Source organism: Streptomyces sp. NPDC001157 (genome assembly GCF_053598255.1).
This window is the reverse complement of sequence record NZ_JBSFJW010000025.1, coordinates 116,709-134,050: the sequence shown is the minus strand read 5'-3', so window position 1 is coordinate 134,050 and position 17,342 is coordinate 116,709. Positions and strand designations below refer to the sequence as shown.

Below are 17,342 nucleotides of genomic sequence, written 5' to 3'. Positions count from 1 at the left end.
AGAGCGGGAGTTACTTCTTCGGGAGCTCCACACCGGTGGCCTTGGCCACGTCCTTCAGCATCTGCTCCGCGGCCTGGACGCCGATGCCGGACATCCAGGTCTCGTCGGGGACGGTGAACACCTTGCCGTCCTTGACGGCCGACAGGGACTTCCAGACCGGGTTGGAGGTGACCTGCTTCTGCTGGGTCTTGTCCGGGGTGTCGGCGGTGGTCACGAAGATCAGATCGGCGTCCGCCTGGTCGATCTCCTCCGGGCTGACGTCCTTCATGGTGACGTTCGGGTCGTTCGACACCTGGGACTTGGGCCGCTTGAAGCCGATGTCGTTCAGGACGACACCGCTGTAGGAGTTGGTCTGGTAGAGGCGGGTCGGACCGGCGATGAAGCGGACCACGGACGCGGTCGGCATCGTGCCGCCGTCCTTCTTCTTGATCGCCTCACCCAGCGCCTTCGCCTGCGTCTCGTACTCCTTCAGCTTCGCCGCGGCCTCCTTCTCCAGGCCGAGCGCCTCGGCGTGCACCTTGAGGTTCTGCTTCCAGACACCGCCGGTGGTCTCCGTGAAGACGGTCGGGGCGATGGCGCTGAGCTTGTCGTAGACCTTCTCGTGCCGGACCTTCGACGACAGGATCAGGTCGGGCTTCAGGGAGGCGATCTTCTCCAGGTTGGGCTCCAGGAGCGGGCCCACGTCGGCGGTGCCGCTCAGCTCGCCCTTCAGATACGTCGGGAAGCCGCCCTCGGTCTTGAAGTGCGGGGCGACCGCGCCGACCGGGTCGATGCCGAGCAGAGTGACGTCGTCCAGCTCGCCGGTGTCGAGCACCACGACCCGCTTCGGCTGCGAGGGGATCTTGACGTCGCCCATCACCGTCTTGAGGGTGCGCGGGAAGCCGGCCGAGGTACCTGAGGCCTTCGCCGTGTCGGCCGCGTCGGTCTTCTCACTGCCGCAGGCGGCCAGGACGACCGTACCGAGCACGACGGACAGCAGCACGGCGATCAGCCGGCCGATTCCGCGCAGGGGAGAGCGCTTGAACATGGGGGGTGGTCTTTCTGGTAGGGGAGGGGTGGGTCAGGCGGATGCGGCCGGTTGCCGGACCGCGCTGCTCTTCGGGACGACCAGCGGGGTGCCGGTCTCCGGGTCGGGGATCACCCGGCAGTCCACGTCGAACACGGACCTGACCAGGTCCGCGTCGAGGACGTCGGCCGGGGCGCCGGCGGCGGCGAGGCGGCCCTCCTTGAGGACCACCATGTGGTCCGCGTAGCGGGCGGCCTGTCCGAGGTCGTGCAGCACCATCACCACGGTGCGGCCCGCCTCGGCGTGCAGGGCGGCCACCAGATCGAGGACGTCGAGCTGGTGCCGCAGGTCGAGGAAGGTGGTCGGTTCGTCGAGCAGCAGCAGCTCGGTGTCCTGCGCCAACGCCAGGGCGATCCAGGCGCGTTGGCGCTGACCGCCGGAGAGCCGGTCGACGGGCTGGTCGCGCAGCGACTCGGTGCCGGTGCGCTCCAGCGCCTCGTCCACCGCCCGCTGGTCCGCCGCGGACCAGGGGCTCAGCAGCCGCTGGTGCGGATAACGGCCCAGACGTACGAGTGCCTCGACGGTGATCGCTTCGGGGGTGACCGGCTGCTGGGGCAGCAGTCCCATCCGCCGGGCGAGCGTCCGCGCCGGCATACGGTGGATGTCCGCGCCGTCCAGCGTGACGGTCCCCGCGGACGGGGCGAGCAGCCGGCTCAGCCCTCGCAACAGGGTCGACTTCCCACAGGCGTTGGGACCGACGATCGCGGTGACCGCGCCGCCCGGCAGCGTCAGATCGAGCCCGCCGACGACGAGCCGGTCGCCGTAGCGCAGATCGAGGCCCTGGGTCTGCAACTGGTTGGTCATGCGTGGCTCCTCTTGACGGGTGAGCTCTGCCGGAACATCAGCACCAGCAGCCAGGGCGCGCCCAGCGTGGCGGTGACCGCCCCGACCGGCAGCCCCTCGACCGGCAGCAGGTGCTGCACCACCAGGTCGGAGGCGAGCAGCAGCACCGCTCCCGTGAGACCGGCCAGCCCCAGGGACGCGGCCGTCGGCGGGCCGGTGACCAGGCGCACGAGGTGCGGCACGGCGAGCGCGACGAAGGTCACCGGCCCGGCGAGCGCGGCCGCGAGCGACGCCAACGCCACGGCGACGAAGAGCAGTTGGAGGCGGGCGGCGGACGTCCCGAGGCCCAGGGCCCCGGCCGACTCGTCCCCGAGGTCGAGCACGGCCAGCCGCCGGTGCAGTACCAGGGCGGCGGCCAGGGCGAGCACCATGGCGCCGGCCGCCCCCCACACCTCCGTCCACGTTCGCCCGTACACCGACCCCGTGGTCCACTGCAGCGCGGACCCGGCGAGCTCGGCCGGGAAGCGCACGATCATCAGGTTCACGGCGGCGGCCAGCCCCGCCTGCACGGCGAGCCCGGTGAGCACCAGCCGGGTGACGGCGAGCCCGGACCGCCAGGCGAAGACACCCAGCAGAAGCGCGGCGAGCAGACCTCCGGCCACCGCACCGACCGGGATCAGCATCTGCGAGGCCCCGGCGGCGATCAGCGCGACCGCACCCAGCGAGGCTCCGCCTGTTATCCCCATGACATCGGGCGATGCCAGGGGGTTGCGGAACAACCGCTGCAGCACACAGCCCGCCGCTCCCAGACCGGCTCCGGCGACGATCGCCGCCACCGCCCGGGGCGCCCGGAACTGCTGGACCACCAGCACGTCCCCGGGATCCCCGAGCCCGACCAGCGCCCGCAGTGCCGTGCCCGCGGGCATGGGAATCTCACCCGTCGTCAGCGACACGGTGAGCAGCACGAACAGCATGACCAGACCGCTCGCGGCGAACACCAGGACACGGCGGCGAAGCCGGGCCCGGGAGGTGGATTTCGCACGGGCGGGCGGAACGACGGTGACGGTCATCGGGCCACCTTCCGGGCCAGCAGTGCCAGCAGGGGCGCGCCGAGGAACGCCGTCACGATGCCGACCTCCAGCTCCGACGGACGGATCACCATCCGACCGAGGACGTCCGCCGCAAGCAGCAGCAGCGGTCCGGCGATCAGACAACCGGGCACCAGCAGCCGGTGGTCGGCGCCGAGCAGGAGACGTACGAGATGGGGTGCGGCGAGGCCGATGAAGGCGACCGGTCCGGCCACGGCGACCGCCGACCCGGCGAGCAGGACCACCGCGATGCCGCCGGCCAGCCGGATCCGGGCCACCGGCACCCCGAGCGCCTGGGCCGAATCGTCGCCCAGGGCAAGGGCGTTGAGCGCGGGGGAGACGGCGAGGGCGATCACAAGACCGATCAGCAGGGTCGGCAGCACCGGCCACAGCACGTCGAGGGGTCTACCGGCCAGGGACCCGGCCAGCCAGAAGCGGGCCTCGTCGAGGGTGCGCTGGTTCATCAGCATCACTGCCGACGTCCAGGACAGCAGCACCAACTGGAGCACGGTGCCGCCGAGCGCGAGCCGTACGGGATCGATGTCCCCGGCGCGGCGGGCCAGCGCCTGCGCGAACAGGGCGGCTCCCGCGGCCCCGGCGAACGCGAACCACACGTACTGCGCAGGGTCGTTGAGCTTCAGCGCGAAGATCGCGACGACGACGGCGAAACCGGCGCCCGCGTTGATGCCGAGGGTGGTCGGGTCCGCGAGCGGGTTACGGGTGATGCCCTGCGCGACGGCCCCGGCGACCCCGAGCGCGGCCCCCACCGCGAGACCGATGACGGTACGCGGCAGCCGCAGCCCCGTCACCACGAGCGCCTCCCGGCCATCGGCGTGGCCGAACAGTGCCTCGGCCACCGTGGACAGGGGCACCGGCCGAGCGCCGAGCGCGAGGCTCAGGGCGGTGCAGAGCACCAGTGCGCCCAGTCCGGCGAGGAACAGGGGGAGGTGTCTGAGGGCATGGAAGGGCACACCGGTAGGCGCGCCCCGTCGGGTCGCAGTCACAAGCCGTGAGCTTAGGCTAGCCTTCCTTTACTTTTCAATCGGCTGTGAGGTGGCCCTGACGTGGGGGTTCCATGATCGTGCCCCTTAAGTGCCCTGCTGATGGATCTAGCCCCAGGGTGGAGTAAGGTAAGCCTTGCCTTCTCGGTCTCTTTGGACTTCCTGCGCTGGAGCGCCCATGCCCATGGCTCTCAAGACCCCGCCCGCCGGCGCCGTCACGCATGTCCTCGGGGGCGCCTACCGCAGACTCGCCGACATCTGCCCAGCGCTGGACGTACGGGTCATCGAGTCGGGCGGCGCGCCTCAAGCCACCGTCACCGCAGCCGAGTTGGCCTCGGACCGGAGCCTGCTCGACGCCTTCGTCGACGCCGAGGCCGCCCGCATCCACGCCCGATACGCGGTCGCCGCGCGCCGCGACGTCGCCGCCTCGCGTGCCCTGCACGACTACGCCTGGACCCTCGGCGTCCTGCTGGGCGGGACCTGGTACCTCGAACGGCGCGTACCCCGCATCCACCCCCAGGACCTGCGGCTGGACCTCACCACTGGTTCGTACGAGATCACGCCCGGGACCGAACTCACCTGCCTGCCCGGCGACCCCGTCCGCGCACTCCCCGGAGTGCTGACGGCCCCTCAGGAAGAGCACCTGCGGGCCGCGTTGCGCAGGGCGATGGCCGACCACATGCGTCCCCTGCTGTCCGCGATCGGCCCCGTCGCACGACGCGGCGCACGTTCCCTGTGGGGCCTGGTCGCCGACGACCTCGTCTCCGGCATCTGGCACCTCGGCCGCACACTGGGCCAGGAGGCCGACGCCGTGCGGGCCGCCACCGAAGTCCTACCGATCGCCGTGCCTCCGTACCCGGGCGGCGCCGACTTCCGCCACCTGTCGGGAGAAGACGGCCGCCGCCACACCACGCGCACCCGCACCGGCTGCTGCATGTTCTACGCGATCCGCCCCGCCGAGGCGTGCGTAACCTGCCCGCGCACCGATGACGCGGAGCGCCTACGCAGAGTCCAGAACTGAGAAGGAGACGGCCGGGGAACGCCCCTCAAGGGGCGCGGGGAACTGCGCGACCAGCCACAATGAGCCCGCACCCAAACGAACAAGCCCTCAATCCCCAGTTGCAAGAAACTGCGTGGCCGCCAACTCCGCGTACAGCGGATCCGCGGCAACCAACTCCCGATGGGTCCCCACCGCCCGCACCCGCCCCGCATCCATCACCACAATCCGATCAGCCATCGTCACGGTGGACAGCCGGTGCGCAACAACAAGAACGGTAGTAGTCCGGGCGACATCGCCGACCGTATCCCGCAGCGCCGCCTCATTCACCGCATCCAACTGCGAGGTCGCCTCGTCGAGCAGCAGCAGCCGTGGCCGGCGCAGCAGTGCGCGGGCGATGGCGACCCGCTGCCGCTCACCACCCGACAGCTTGGTGCCGCGGTGCCCCACCAGCGTGTCGAGGCCGCCGGGCAGCCGGGCGACCAGGCCGTCCAGCCGGGTGGTCTTCAGCACGCGCGTCACGGCGGCCTCGTCCGCATCCGGGTTGCCCAGCAGCAGATTGTCCCGCAGCGAACCCGACAGTACGGGGGCGTCCTGCTCCACATAGCCGATCGCCGACCGGAGCCTGGGCAACTCCCAGTCCTGCAGGCCGATCCCGTCCAGGGTGATGGTGCCGGACTCGGGATCGTAGAACCGCTCGATGAGGGAGAACACCGTCGTCTTGCCCGCGCCGGACGGGCCGACGAACGCCGTCATGCCGCGGGCCGGCACGGCGAACGTCACCCCGTGGTGGACGTACGGCAGATCGTCCGCGTACCGGAAGCGGACCTCGTCGAAGGCGAGCGCGGCCGGTTCCACGCCCGGGGTGGGCAACGGGGCGGGCCGGGCCGCCGGTTCGGAGGGCAGGTTCAGAGCCTCCTGGATACGGGCGAGGGCGGCGGCCCCCGTCTGGTACTGCGTGATCGCGCCGACCACCTCCTGGATCGGCGACATGAGGTAGAAGACGTACAGCAGGAACGCGACCAGCGTGCTCACCTGGATCGCACCCGTCGCCACCCGCGCCCCGCCCACCGCAAGCACCGTGATGAACGCGATCTGCATCGCCAGACCGGCCGTGTTGCCCGCCGCCGCCGACCACTTGGCGGCCCGCACGCTCTGCCGCCACGACTCCTCGGCGGCCTCGTGCAGCGTCCGCTCCTCCCGGTGCTCGGCGCCCGACGCCTTCACCGTGCGCAGCGCGCCGAGGATCCGCTCCAGCGAGGCCCCCATCGATCCGACCGCGTCCTGCGCCTGCCGGCTGGCCCGGTTGATGCGCGGCACGATCACACCGAGCACCGTGCCCGCCCCGAGGATCACGCACAGAGTGACGCCGAGCAGCACCGGATCCACCAGCCCCATCATCACCACTGTCGCGACGAGCGTGAGCCCACCCGTGCCCAGGCCGACCAGCGAATCGGTGGTGACCTCGCGCAGCAGCGTGGTGTCGGAGGTGATGCGGGCCATCAGGTCGCCCGGCTCGCTGCGGTCCACCGCGGGGATCCGCAGCCGCAGCAGATACGAGGACAGGGCGCGCCGCGCGCCGAGCACCACCGACTCCGCGGTCCGCCGCAGCACATACGAACCGAGGGCCCCCACCGCGGCGTTGGTGACCACCAGCGCCGACATGGCGAGCAGCGCGCCGGTGATGGCCCGGTCGTGCGACAGATCGTCGATCAGCCCCTTGGCCACCAGCGGCAGCAGCAGCCCGGTGGCCCCCGTGACCAGCGACAACAGTGCGCCCGTCAGCAGGGCCCACCGGTGCGGCCGCACATAGGCGAGGAGCAGCCGCCAGGCGGGCGGTCGGGGCTCGGTCTCTGGGGTGCTCACGGCGCTCCTCGGGAGTCGTGCGGAGCATTCAGGCTACGTCGGCGCCCACGCCGAGGTGCGGCCGCTCCCGGACGTGGACAGAACCGACGCAGCGGGCTCCGGCACCGTTACTGATCAGTCACCCGTAGGGTCGGAAGCACGGACATCCGCGGACGAAAGGTTTCGACGCCATGGCGCAGGAAGTACGCGGCGTGATCGCACCGGGCAAGGGCGAGCCGGTGCGGGTGGAGACGATCGTCGTGCCGGACCCCGGCCCGGGGGAGGCGGTCGTACGGATCCAGGCGTGCGGGGTGTGTCATACCGATCTGCACTACAAGCAGGGGGGAATCAGTGACGACTTCCCCTTCCTGCTCGGTCATGAGGCGGCCGGTGTGGTGGAGTCCGTCGGCGAGGGTGTCACGGACGTCACCCCCGGCGACTTCGTGATCCTCAACTGGCGTGCGGTGTGCGGGAATTGCCGGGCCTGTCTGCGGGGACGGCCCTGGTACTGCTTCAACACCCACAACGCGAAGCAGAAGATGACCCTCACCGACGGCACCGAACTCTCGCCCGCTCTCGGTATCGGTGCGTTCGCCGAGAAGACGCTGGTTGCGGCCGGGCAGTGCACGAAGGTGGATGCGAGCGTGGCGCCGCAGGTCGCCGGGCTGCTGGGCTGCGGAGTGATGGCCGGCATCGGCGCGGCGATCAACACCGGCAACGTCGGCCGTGGCGACACCGTCGCCGTCATCGGCTGCGGCGGCGTGGGCGACGCGGCGATCGCCGGGGCGAACCTGGCGGGCGCGGCGAAGATCATCGCGGTGGACATCGACGACCGCAAGCTCGCCAAGGCACGTGAGATGGGCGCCACGCACACGGTCAACTCCAAGGACAGCGACCCGGTGGACGCCGTCCGCGAGCTGACCGGAGGCTTCGGCGCCGACGTCGTCATCGAGGCGGTCGGCCGCCCGGAGACGTACCAGCAGGCCTTCTACGCCCGCGACCTGGCCGGCACGGTCGTCCTCGTCGGTGTGCCCACCCCCGAGATGAAGCTCGAACTTCCGCTCCTGGACGTGTTCGGGCGCGGCGGATCGCTGAAGTCGTCCTGGTACGGCGACTGCCTGCCCTCCCGCGACTTCCCGATGCTCATCGAGCTGCACCTGCAGGGCCGCCTGCCGCTGGACAAGTTCGTCACGGAGACCATCCGACTCGACGAGGTGGAGAAGGCGTTCGAGCGGATGCACCAGGGCGATGTGCTGCGCTCGGTGGTGGTGCTGTGATGGCCGCACGCATCGAACGCCTCGTCACCTCCGGCACCTTCAGCCTGGACGGCGGCACCTGGGAGGTCGACAACAACGTGTGGATCGTCGGCGACGACCACGAGGCCATCGTCATCGACGCCGCCCACGACGCCGACGCCATCGCCGAGGCCGTCGGGGACCGCCGGCTGGCGGCCATCGTGTGCACCCACGCCCACAACGACCACATCGACGCCGCGCCCGCGCTCGCCGACCGCACCGGAGCGACCATCTGGCTGCACCCCGACGACCTGCCGCTGTGGAAGCTCACCCACCCCGACCGCGACCCCGACGCCCACCTGGCGGACGGCCAGGTCATCGAGGCGGCAGGGGTCGACCTGACGGTCCTCCACACCCCCGGTCATGCGCCGGGCGCCGTCTGCCTGTACGACCCCGCCCTGGCCACGGTCTTCACCGGCGACACCCTCTTCCAGGGCGGCCCCGGCGCGACCGGCCGCTCCTACTCCCACTTCCCGACGATCATCGGCTCCATCCGCGACCGCCTGCTCACCCTCCCCCCGGAGACCAAGGTCCTCACCGGCCACGGCGATCCGACCACGATCGGAGCCGAAGCACCCCACCTGGAGGAGTGGATCGCCCGCGGCCACTGAAACGCTCCTATGATCACGTCCCATGACCACGACCTCCGGAACGCTCGAAGACCTCCACGGCGTACGCGTCCTGCGCTGTACGTCCGACGGCCCGCTGCTCGACGGTGAACAGGCCGCGCTCGATCTGATCGGCGATGCGATGGGGCACGAGGCGGAGCTCGTCGCGCTGCCCATGGCGCGGGTGGCGGAGGAGTTCTTCCGGCTGCGGTCGGGAGTCGCGGGCGCGGTCATGCAGAAGTTCGTGAACTACCGGGTGCGGCTCGTCGTTCTCGGTGACCTCTCCGAGCACCTCTCCGGCAGCACGGCACTGCGCGACTTCGTCCACGAGACCAATCAGGGCGGCCATATCTGGTTCCTGGCGGACGAGGACGCCCTGGACGCGAAACTGCGACCGTAAAAGGCGACAGAAGATGTCCGGCTTCCCCGGCACCCTCGACGGGGACAGCAACCGTGGGGAAACGGGAGGCCGGACATGTCCGCACCACTGAAGGGCAAGGTGGCGTTGGTCGCCGGGGCGACGCGGGGTGCAGGCCGCGGGATCGCGGTGCAGCTCGGTGCCGCCGGTGTCACGGTCTACGTCACCGGACGCACCACCCGTGCACGGCGCTCGGAGTACGACCGCCCCGAGACCATCGAGGACACCGCCGACCTCGTCACCGAGGCGGGCGGCCAGGGCATCGCCGTACCCACCGACCACCTCGACCCCGCACAGGTCCGCACCCTCGTGGACCGGATCGCGGACGAACACGGCCGCCTCGACGTCCTCGTCAACGACATCTGGGGCGGCGAGAAGCTCTTCGCTTGGGACAGGCCCGTCTGGGAGCACGACCTCGACAACGGGCTCCGGCTGCTCCGGCTCGCCGTCGAGACCCACGCGATCACCAGCCACCACGCCCTGCCCCTCCTCCTGCGCCACCCCGGCGGCCTGGTCGTCGAGGTCACCGACGGAACCGCCGAGTACAACCGCGACAACTACCGTGTCTCCTTCTTCTACGACCTCGCCAAGGCGTCCGTGCTGCGCATGGCCTTCGCCCTGAGCCATGAACTCGGGCCGCGCGGGGCGAGCGCCGTCGCGCTGACGCCCGGCTGGCTGCGCTCGGAGATCATGCTCGACCAGTTCGGCGTCCGCGAGGACAACTGGCGCGACGCCCTCGAACGCGTCCCCCACTTCGCCATCTCCGAGACCCCGCACTACGTGGGCCGCGCCGTCACCGCCCTCGCCGCCGACCCCGACGTGGCCCGATGGAACGGCGCGTCCCTCTCCAGCGGCTCACTCGCCCAGGAGTACGGCTTCACGGACCTCGACGGCAGTCGTCCGGACGCCTGGCGGTACCTCGTCGAGGTCCAGGACGCGGGGAAGCCGGCCGACCCGACCGGCTACCGCTGAGGAGACACGGGGTCCCCGGAGCGGACGGGCCGGCGCGCCGAATGGCCCGGCGGAAGGCCGAGGTCCTCCCGCACCGCCGCGTAGTAGGCCGTACGTCCGGCGCGCTGCTGATCCAGCAGTGCCTGCCAGGCCTCCGAATCCCTGGTGCCCTCACGCACGAACCGTTCCATCTCCATCACCGTCACGACCCAGGCCCGTGACTTCGCCACCACCTCGGGGCTGCCCAGCATGATCAGCGCCTCACTCGCAGGATCTCGTCCGGCGTTCGCCGCGGCCAGCAACGGCTTGGCCTCTTCGGGGGTGAGGGGATCCGGGTGCGTCCCGTTGCCGAGTTCGGAAGCGACCCGGTACGTCACCGTGACCGTCTGCTTCACCGACCGCGCGTAGTCGGAGTACACCGTCAGCCGTCTCTCCTCCCAACGTGCCGTCTGTTCGCGCCGGAACCTCACCTGGTCGCCCCGCACCACCGCCAGATAGGAACCGAATGCGCCGATCACCACACCGATGAGCGCGGGAAGTTGCTGTATGAACGCGGACATGGCCGCACGGTATCTGCCGCGTACCGGGAGTAGGTTCAGGCCATGCCTGACACCAAGCGCTTCGAGAGGTACGGAGTTCTCGTCACCGGCGCCGCCCGCGGCATCGGAGCCGCCGTCTCCCGGCGGCTGGCCGAGGAAGGGGCGCGGGTGCTGCTGACCGACGTGGACGCACCCGAGGCGGCCAGGACCGCGGCAGCGCTGCGTGAACAGGGCCTGGCCGGCGAGGCGTTGGGGTGCGACGTGGCCGACCGGGCCTCCGTCGAGGCGGCCGTCGCGCACGCCGTCGACACCTTCGGCTCGCTCGACGTCCTGGTCAACAGCGCGGCGAGCTGCACCCCCGACACCCCGCTCTTCGAGGACGGTCCGGACGAGGTGTGGGACCGCGACCTCGACATCACCCTGACCGGAACCTACCGCTGCTGCCGCGCAGCCCTCCCGTACCTGGCCGCCTCCGGCCGTGGCGCCGTCGTGAACATCGGTTCCGTCAACGCACTGCAGGACTTCGGCAACCACGCCTACAGCGCAGCCAAGGCCGCTCTGGTCTCCCTCACCCGCACCATGGCCGCGCACGTCGCCGCACGGGGCGTCCGCGTCAACCTGGTGGTGCCCGGCACCGTGCGCACCTCGGCGTGGGAGGGCCGCGAGGACGAGCTGGAGGCCATGCGCCCGCTGTACCCCCTGGGCAGGGTCGGAGAGCCGGACGACATCGCCGCCGCCGTCGCCTTCCTCGCCTCCCGCGAGGCGGCCTGGATCACCGGCACCTCACTCACGGTCGACGGCGGCATCACCGCGGTGAACACAGGATTCCTCAGGACCACACGACAGAGCCGAGACCTCTGAGACTCCCGGGACAGTTGGGGACCCCAGGGACGCGGACGGTCCGCCCCTGGGGCGTGCATCACGCTGTGACCTGCGGCACTGCGAATGTCACCGTTTCGTCGCATCGTGAGGAGGCCTTGCAACCGATCGCGCCGGACGCCGGTCTAGCTGGCAGAGATCGCAGATCTGACCGACCCATCCGGATGAAAGGCAAGGCAGGCCATGGGGGACATACGCAGACGCGGAGCCGTCGCACTCGGGATCACCGGACTGGTGGCACCGCTCACACTCGCGCTGGGGACGGCGCCCGCGCAGGCGGCCACGAGCTGCACCACACAGACCGGGCCGTACCAGAAGCAGGTGGAGAAGTTTCTCGGCCTGACCGTCGACGGCAAGCAGTCCGCCACCGACTGCAGGGCCATCAAGGCCTTCCAGACCAAGCACGGCATCACCCCCAACATCGGCTACGCCGGGTCCGTCACCTGGGGCGTGATGGACCTCATGAACAAGCAGAAGGCCGTCGGTACCAACCCCAACCGGGACGGCGCCTGCCCGACCAACAAGGGCCGCATAGCCTGCGTGAACCTCACCCTCCAGCTCAGCTGGATCCAGGACGGCAGCAGGCTCGTCTACGGTCCCGTCCCGGTCCGCACCGGCCGCGACGGCTACGAGACCCGCACCGGCCTGAAGAAGATCTACTGGCGGGACAAGAACCACGTCTCGAACATCTACAACGTGCCCATGCCCTACAGCCAGTTCTTCGACGGCGGCCAGGCCTTCCACGCCGTGAACCTCAGCATGTGGAACCCGCCGGGCTCGCACGGCTGCACGAACATGACCCCGACCGCGGCCAAGAAGTACTGGTCGCTGCTGAAGACCGGCGACGACGTCTTCGTCTACGGCCGCAAGCCGGGCACCTGATCAGGTACCCGGCCCCGGCGTCCCGCTACTGCGGGGCGTCCCCGAAGTCCGGGATCTCCAGCCTGGCCCCGCCCTGCCGTGCCGAGTCGTGCGCGACGATGCCCGGCAGGGTGTAGCGGGCCGCCTGCCATGCGTTGACCGACGGCAGCGACCGCGTGTTCACGGCGGTCACGAAGTCGTCGACCAGGAAGTGGTGGCTGCCCTCGTGCCCGTTGTGCAGGTTGTCGAACTCCCGGGGCAGCCGCGCCCGGTCGTGCACCGGCGCCGAACCCGAGGTGAAGGCGGCCCGCAGATCCGGCGCGATGTGCTGGAGTGACGGGTCGTCAGGAGACAGGGTGGGCTTGGGCTCCAGCAGCTCACTGATGTCCTTCACCCCCTTCTTGTCCTGCCACAGCGCCACCGTCGCCAGCTGCTCCATGCTCGCGTCGGTGCCGAAGAAGCGGAAACGCGACTCCCGGATGTGCGAGGGATAGCCGACCCGCCGGAACTCGTTCGTGCGGAACGACCCGCCGCCCGCCACCTCGAACAGCGCGGTCGCGTTGGAGAAGTCGTTGCCGAACTGGCTGATGTCCTTGTCAAAGACGCCGTCGCCGCGCTCGTCGACCACTCCGATCGCCGACACGCTCACCGCGTGCGTCTGCCAGGCGCCGAGCACCCCGCCCACCGAGTGCGTGGGGTAGAGCAGCGGAGGATAGCTGGCGGTCTGCTTCCAGTTCTCGCCGCCGCTGTACCGGTAGGCCTCGTAGAACCCCAGGTCCATGTCGTGGACGTAGTCGCCCTCGGCGTAGAAGATCCGCCCGAAGGCGCCCTCGGCGATCTGGTTGCGGGCGTGCACGGTCGCCGGGTTGTACTGGCTGGTCTCGCCCATCATGTACGTCAGCCCGGTCGCCTTGACCGCGTCGATGATGGCGGCGATCTCCTCCGTGGCCATCGCCATCGGGACCGCGGAGTACACGTGCTTGCCGGCGTCGAGACCCTGCAGGACCAGTGGTCCGTGGGTCCAGCGCTGGGTGAAGATGGCGACCGCGTCGATGGCCGGGGACTCCAGCATGGCCTCGTACGAGGGGAAGGTGCCCGCCAACTGCTGTGCGGCGGCGAGCTGTTCGGCCCGTTCGGGTAGGAGGTCGGTGACATGGACGTCGCCGACGCCGGGATGGGCCTGGAACAGCGTGGCGAACTGGCCGGAGAACTGGCCTGCGCCGACGATGCCGAGCGAGAACGTCATGTAAGGCGTGTCCTTCACTGGTCGGGAGATCACTGCGAGGGGATGAGATTGCGCCGGCGCGATGAACACCGCGGCCAGCCGTCCGTCTCCGCGCCGCGCAGTGACGGGCGCGGCGGAGGGCTGCTGGAGACGATGGTCATCGGGAGACTCCCTCGTCTGCGGCGGCTCGTCCTCAGGCCACTTACTTTTGGCGCGAAAGAATCAGTGCGTCAAGAGGCTTGCCTTCACCTTTTTCAGGGTCGGCGGACGCGCTATCCTGACCTGGTTGCTTCCATAGCGAAAAAAATTATGTGGGAATCTGACCTTCATGACCACAGTTGCCGAGAGCTGGCTTCCGCTGAGTCCCGGTGAGCGCTCGGTGGCGATCGAAGTGCTCGTCAACGGCCCGCTGTCGCGCACCGAACTCGCCCGGCGGCTCGATCTCTCCGCCGGCAGCCTCACCCGGCTGACCAAACCGCTCATCGAGTCGGGCCTGCTGATCGAGGTCGTCGAGGCCGGAACCCCGGCGGAGGTGCGCCAGGGGCGCCCCTCGCAGCCACTGGCCGTCGTCGCCGAGTCCCGCTCCTTCCTCGGCTTCAAGATCACCGAGGACAGGGTCTACGGCGTCGTCACCACGCTCCGCAGCGACATCGTCGCCCGCTACGACCGCCCGCTCACCACTCACGAGCCGACCGGGGTCGCCGACGTGCTCGCCGAGATGACGCAGGAGCTCGCCCGCGTCCACCCGCGACTCGCCGGCATCGGCATCGGCGTGGGCGGGCTGGTCGAGGACCGTGCCGTGGTGGGGGAGTCGCCGTTCCTGGGGTGGCGGGACGTCCCGCTGGCCGGGCTGGTCGAGGAGCGCACCGGGCTGCCCGTGGTCGTCGAGAACGACGTCGCCGCCCTGGTCGAGGCCGAGACCTGGTTCGGAGCCGGCCGGGGTCTGGACCGCTTCGTCGTTCTCACCATCGGCGCCGGCATCGGCTACGGGCTGGTCCTGGGCGGCAAGCGGGTGTCCTGCGCGGAGGAGGACCGCGGCTTCGGCCGCCACTGGATCATCAATCCCAACGGGCCGCTCACCCCCGACGGCGAACGCGGCAGCGCCGTCTCACTGCTGACCATCTCCAGCATCCGCTACCAGGTCCGGGCCGCCACCGGCCGCGACCGGACCTACGAGGAGATCCTCGCTCTCGCCGCCGCCGGTGAACCCATGCCCGCCCGCGTGATCGACGAGGCGGCGCGCGCCCTCGGCACCCTGGTCGCCCAGATCGCCAACTTCGTCATGCCGCAGAAGATCCTTCTTGCCGGCGAGGGCGTCGGCCTGATGGATGTGGCCGGAGACACGGTGCGGCAGACGATCGCCGCCCAGCGGCATCCGATGGCCCGCCCGGTCCCGCTGGAGACCAAGGTGTCCGACTTCCACGACTGGGCCCGCGGCGCGGCCGTCCTCGCGATCCAGGTGCTGGTGCTGGGGACGGCGGAAGTCTGAACTCGGCGACCCGCGCTGCCAGATGGACGTGATCAGCAACACGTCCGATATGCCCGCTTGATGTCGCCTTACTCACAGCGCCTTCACCTCCGGAGCCGTATGCTTCACAGCATGTCCACCACTGTTGAACCCGTCTCCGAGCGCTCGGCAGCCGAGGTCAACGAGGAGATCCGGGCCCTGTGGCGCCGGTCGGGCGGGACACTGAGCGGCGAGCAGCGCGAGGAGTACCAGCGCCTCGTCCTGGAGTGGGCCGCCGCGGCCCCGCAGCCCGCGCGGGCGGCCTGAGCACCACCCGCTGAGGCCCACCGCCGCACATCACAGCCCCGGACCGGGGCACCCCACATCGGATGGGTCCTCTCCTCGCACTGGCCTCGGCGGTCTGCTGTCCCGTCGTGCCCCCTTCACCACCATCACCTTCCTCGGCCGGCTGGGCGGCCTGCTCCTTGCCGGCATGGCCGCCCTTCTGATGCCGGCCGACGTCGTCCACCCCACCGACCTGCTCTGGGGAGCCTGTCCGGCGTCGGCAGCGGCGCCGCCATGCGGCGGGTGGCCGCGGGCCGCCTCGCCGCCGTGCTCCTGCTGCTGCCCACCGTGACCTGGCACCGGCGGCAGCTGTCCGCTGCCGGGGCGTCTCAGCGCACAGGCCCTCCTCGTCGGCGCCGGGGCCGCCCTCGCGGCTGATCCTCTATCTGCTCGCCGCCCAGCGGCAACTGCTCGCCGTCGCCGTGGTCCTCGCCTCCCCCCTCCCCGGCACTTCCCGTCGTCCTCGGCCTGGCCCTGCTGCACGAACGCGTCACCCCACGGCAGACGGCCGGCCTGCTGGGCGCCCCGGCCGCCACGGTTCTGCTCATGCTTGGCTGAACCGTCAGCCCCACGTGGCCGAGTAGTAGCGCCGGTACGCCTTGCGGTCCTGTTCGGCCCTGATCCAGCGGGTGGCCACCAGGGCGAGCAGGCTGCCGCCGATCACCAGCATGCCGGGACCGATGTTCTGGGGGTTCGTGAGCCGGGCCAGCAGCGTCGAACCGTCTGCGATGCCCGTCACGGGAGTCGAGGAGCCGGGCGTGGTCGCGCCGGGTGCGATCGCGCTGTGCGTGGCCGAGGCGGACGGCGCGGAGGAGGGCGAGGCGCCCTGCCCGGCGGCGGCCTGCTTCGACACGATCATCTGGACGCCGAGCGCCTGCATCGCTTTCGTCACCGGCTGGAAGAACGTCGTACCGCCCGACGTGCAGTCACCGCTGCCGCCCGAGGTCACGCCCAGCGCGATGCCCTCGGAGAACAACGGGCCGCCGCTGTCCCCGGGTTCGGCGCACACGTTCGTCTCGATGAGGCCGGTGACGGTGCCCTCCGGGTAGTTCACGGTGGCGTCGAGGCCCTTGACCTCGCCGTCGTGCAGTCCGGTGGTGCTGCCGCTGCGGAACACCCGCTCCCCGACGGCCGGATCGCCCACGCCGGTGATGCGCACCCCGTTGCCGTTGCCGATGGCCACGATGTCGGCCCCGGCACCCGCCGCGCCGCTCGCGTACTGGACCAGGGAGAAGTCGCTGCCGGGGAAGTTCTGCTGCACCGTCTTGCCCAGCTGCTGGTTGCCCTGGTTGTCCGCGAACCAGATCGACCCGGTCGGCCCGCAGTGCCCGGCGGTGAGGATGAAGTCGCTCTGCCCGTTCGTCACGTTGAAGCCCGCCGAGCAGCGTCCGCCGGTGGACAGGATCGGTGACGCCCCGTTGAGACGGGTGGTGAAGGTGCCCTGGGTGCGCTCCATGCGGACGTAGCTGCCGATGCCGCCCGCGACCTTGGCCATGTTCGACCAGTCGGTCGAGGAGACGGTGCTGTCGGCCTGCACCACCACCTGGTTCGTCCGGTAGTCCATGACCCATGCCGTGCCCGGCACCCGGGGTGCCGCCCGCAGCGTCGACGTCGCCGCCTTGAGCTCGTTCATGCTGTGCGACACCATCTTCGCCTCGGCACCCGCACGCTTGACCTCGGCCGCCGCCTGGTCGTCGGTCACCGCGACGACCGGACGTCCGTCCGCGCCGATCCAGGTGCCCGCCGTACGGGCGGTGCCGAGCTTGGACACGAGCGCGGTGCCGGGGTTGGCCGAGGTCCCCGAGGCCTTGAGCGGGAGGGCGGAGGTACCGGGAGTCTCGCTCGCCATGGCGGCCTGCGTCACCATCGCCCCTCCCAGGAGGAGTCCGCCGACGGCCGCCAGCCGCGTCACTCGCCGGACGATCCGTCGTCGTGCGTGCCTCATGCATGGCTCCCGAACCCGAACGCGCGGCTGAACACCGCGGGGCCCTACG

At 70.7% G+C, this 17,342-nt stretch carries 17 protein-coding genes; 9 read left to right on the top strand and 8 right to left on the bottom strand.

Features of this window, described 5'->3' with window-relative positions:
• Positions 1-10: 10 nt before the first annotated feature.
• Genes ACWDAG_RS33440 through ACWDAG_RS33425 form a run of 4 tightly spaced genes read right to left on the bottom strand, consistent with a single transcriptional unit; the run spans position 11 to position 3,908 of the window.
• Entirely contained in the window at positions 11-1,027 is a 1,017-nt protein-coding gene (locus ACWDAG_RS33440) for an ABC transporter substrate-binding protein (RefSeq protein ID WP_450699293.1), read from the bottom strand.
• A 33-nt stretch (positions 1,028-1,060) separates the two neighbouring features.
• The gene (locus ACWDAG_RS33435) at positions 1,061-1,870 is read right to left on the bottom strand and encodes an ABC transporter ATP-binding protein (RefSeq protein ID WP_450699292.1); all 810 of its coding nucleotides are present in this window, start codon (positions 1,868-1,870) and stop codon (positions 1,061-1,063) included.
• A complete protein-coding gene (locus ACWDAG_RS33430) occupies positions 1,867-2,919 on the bottom strand; it encodes a FecCD family ABC transporter permease (RefSeq protein ID WP_450699291.1) in 1,053 nt (350 codons plus the stop codon). Before ACWDAG_RS33430 ends, ACWDAG_RS33435 begins: the two co-directional genes overlap by 4 nt.
• Entirely contained in the window at positions 2,916-3,908 is a 993-nt protein-coding gene (locus ACWDAG_RS33425; protein WP_450699311.1) for a FecCD family ABC transporter permease, read from the bottom strand. The genes ACWDAG_RS33430 and ACWDAG_RS33425 overlap by 4 nt, the downstream gene beginning before the upstream one ends.
• Positions 3,909-4,116: 208 nt before the next feature.
• Here ACWDAG_RS33425 and ACWDAG_RS33420 point away from each other — a divergent pair, with 208 nt between their 5' ends.
• Positions 4,117-4,959: a (2Fe-2S)-binding protein gene (locus ACWDAG_RS33420; RefSeq protein ID WP_450699290.1), complete on the top strand. Its 843-nt coding sequence runs from the start codon at positions 4,117-4,119 to the stop codon at positions 4,957-4,959.
• 87 nt (positions 4,960-5,046) lie between these two features.
• On the opposite strand, the gene ACWDAG_RS33415 is transcribed toward ACWDAG_RS33420, so the two are convergent.
• Positions 5,047-6,801: an ABC transporter ATP-binding protein gene (locus tag ACWDAG_RS33415; RefSeq protein ID WP_450699289.1), complete on the bottom strand. Its 1,755-nt coding sequence runs from the start codon at positions 6,799-6,801 to the stop codon at positions 5,047-5,049.
• Positions 6,802-6,971: 170 nt separating this feature from the next.
• Here ACWDAG_RS33415 and ACWDAG_RS33410 point away from each other — a divergent pair, with 170 nt between their 5' ends.
• The 4 genes from ACWDAG_RS33410 (at position 6,972) to ACWDAG_RS33395 (ending at position 10,073) form a co-directional block, all read left to right on the top strand.
• Positions 6,972-8,057 (top strand): S-(hydroxymethyl)mycothiol dehydrogenase, encoded by a 1,086-nt coding sequence (locus ACWDAG_RS33410; RefSeq protein WP_450699288.1) that lies wholly within the window; start codon positions 6,972-6,974, stop codon positions 8,055-8,057.
• Positions 8,057-8,686 (top strand): MBL fold metallo-hydrolase, encoded by a 630-nt coding sequence (locus ACWDAG_RS33405; protein ID WP_450699287.1) that lies wholly within the window; start codon positions 8,057-8,059, stop codon positions 8,684-8,686. Before ACWDAG_RS33410 ends, ACWDAG_RS33405 begins: the two co-directional genes overlap by 1 nt.
• A 22-nt stretch (positions 8,687-8,708) precedes the next feature.
• The gene (locus ACWDAG_RS33400) at positions 8,709-9,083 is read left to right on the top strand and encodes a DUF4180 domain-containing protein (RefSeq protein ID WP_450699286.1); all 375 of its coding nucleotides are present in this window, start codon (positions 8,709-8,711) and stop codon (positions 9,081-9,083) included.
• Between the two features lie 75 nt (positions 9,084-9,158).
• On the top strand, positions 9,159-10,073 hold the full coding sequence (locus ACWDAG_RS33395) for an SDR family oxidoreductase (RefSeq protein WP_450699285.1): 915 nt from the start codon (positions 9,159-9,161) through the stop codon (positions 10,071-10,073).
• On the opposite strand, the gene ACWDAG_RS33390 is transcribed toward ACWDAG_RS33395, so the two are convergent.
• Positions 10,064-10,612: a hypothetical protein gene (locus ACWDAG_RS33390; RefSeq protein ID WP_450699284.1), complete on the bottom strand. Its 549-nt coding sequence runs from the start codon at positions 10,610-10,612 to the stop codon at positions 10,064-10,066. The genes ACWDAG_RS33395 and ACWDAG_RS33390 overlap by 10 nt on opposite strands.
• A 42-nt stretch (positions 10,613-10,654) precedes the next feature.
• Between ACWDAG_RS33390 and ACWDAG_RS33385 the strand changes: the two genes are divergently transcribed.
• Positions 10,655-11,452, top strand: coding sequence for an SDR family NAD(P)-dependent oxidoreductase (locus ACWDAG_RS33385; protein ID WP_450699283.1), 798 nt, complete (start codon positions 10,655-10,657; stop codon positions 11,450-11,452).
• Positions 11,453-11,653: 201 nt separating this feature from the next.
• A complete protein-coding gene (locus ACWDAG_RS33380; protein ID WP_450699282.1) occupies positions 11,654-12,352 on the top strand; it encodes a L,D-transpeptidase family protein in 699 nt (232 codons plus the stop codon).
• A gap of 25 nt (positions 12,353-12,377) precedes the next feature.
• On the opposite strand, the gene ACWDAG_RS33375 is transcribed toward ACWDAG_RS33380, so the two are convergent.
• Positions 12,378-13,577 carry a Gfo/Idh/MocA family protein gene (locus ACWDAG_RS33375; protein WP_450699281.1) on the bottom strand — a complete coding sequence of 400 codons (1,200 nt, stop codon included), beginning with the start codon at positions 13,575-13,577 and terminating at the stop codon, positions 12,378-12,380.
• 307 nt (positions 13,578-13,884) lie between these two features.
• Between ACWDAG_RS33375 and ACWDAG_RS33370 the strand changes: the two genes are divergently transcribed.
• Together ACWDAG_RS33370 and ACWDAG_RS33365 are read left to right on the top strand one after the other, a co-directional pair.
• Complete coding sequence (locus ACWDAG_RS33370; protein ID WP_450699280.1) at positions 13,885-15,045, top strand: ROK family protein; 1,161 nt, start codon at positions 13,885-13,887, stop codon at positions 15,043-15,045.
• A 99-nt stretch (positions 15,046-15,144) separates the two neighbouring features.
• A complete protein-coding gene (locus tag ACWDAG_RS33365; protein WP_390697570.1) occupies positions 15,145-15,330 on the top strand; it encodes a hypothetical protein in 186 nt (61 codons plus the stop codon).
• 580 nt (positions 15,331-15,910) lie between these two features.
• On the opposite strand, the gene ACWDAG_RS33360 is transcribed toward ACWDAG_RS33365, so the two are convergent.
• Positions 15,911-17,293 (bottom strand): S1 family peptidase, encoded by a 1,383-nt coding sequence (locus ACWDAG_RS33360; protein WP_450699279.1) that lies wholly within the window; start codon positions 17,291-17,293, stop codon positions 15,911-15,913.
• Between the last annotated feature and the right edge of the window lie 49 nt (positions 17,294-17,342).

Coding starts and splice junctions, on each gene's coding strand:
- ACWDAG_RS33440 (WP_450699293.1), bottom strand. CDS start 1,027: ATGTTCAAGCGCTCTCCCCTGCGCGGAATCGGCCGGCTGATCGCCGTG.
- ACWDAG_RS33435 (WP_450699292.1), bottom strand. CDS start 1,870: ATGACCAACCAGTTGCAGACCCAGGGCCTCGATCTGCGCTACGGCGAC.
- ACWDAG_RS33430 (WP_450699291.1), bottom strand. CDS start 2,919: ATGACCGTCACCGTCGTTCCGCCCGCCCGTGCGAAATCCACCTCCCGG.
- ACWDAG_RS33420 (WP_450699290.1), top strand. CDS start 4,117: ATGCCCATGGCTCTCAAGACCCCGCCCGCCGGCGCCGTCACGCATGTC.
- ACWDAG_RS33410 (WP_450699288.1), top strand. CDS start 6,972: ATGGCGCAGGAAGTACGCGGCGTGATCGCACCGGGCAAGGGCGAGCCG.
- ACWDAG_RS33405 (WP_450699287.1), top strand. CDS start 8,057: ATGGCCGCACGCATCGAACGCCTCGTCACCTCCGGCACCTTCAGCCTG.
- ACWDAG_RS33400 (WP_450699286.1), top strand. CDS start 8,709: ATGACCACGACCTCCGGAACGCTCGAAGACCTCCACGGCGTACGCGTC.
- ACWDAG_RS33395 (WP_450699285.1), top strand. CDS start 9,159: ATGTCCGCACCACTGAAGGGCAAGGTGGCGTTGGTCGCCGGGGCGACG.
- ACWDAG_RS33390 (WP_450699284.1), bottom strand. CDS start 10,612: ATGTCCGCGTTCATACAGCAACTTCCCGCGCTCATCGGTGTGGTGATC.
- ACWDAG_RS33385 (WP_450699283.1), top strand. CDS start 10,655: ATGCCTGACACCAAGCGCTTCGAGAGGTACGGAGTTCTCGTCACCGGC.
- ACWDAG_RS33380 (WP_450699282.1), top strand. CDS start 11,654: ATGGGGGACATACGCAGACGCGGAGCCGTCGCACTCGGGATCACCGGA.
- ACWDAG_RS33375 (WP_450699281.1), bottom strand. CDS start 13,577: ATGACGTTCTCGCTCGGCATCGTCGGCGCAGGCCAGTTCTCCGGCCAG.
- ACWDAG_RS33370 (WP_450699280.1), top strand. CDS start 13,885: ATGACCACAGTTGCCGAGAGCTGGCTTCCGCTGAGTCCCGGTGAGCGC.
- ACWDAG_RS33365 (WP_390697570.1), top strand. CDS start 15,145: ATGCTTCACAGCATGTCCACCACTGTTGAACCCGTCTCCGAGCGCTCG.
- ACWDAG_RS33360 (WP_450699279.1), bottom strand. CDS start 17,293: ATGAGGCACGCACGACGACGGATCGTCCGGCGAGTGACGCGGCTGGCG.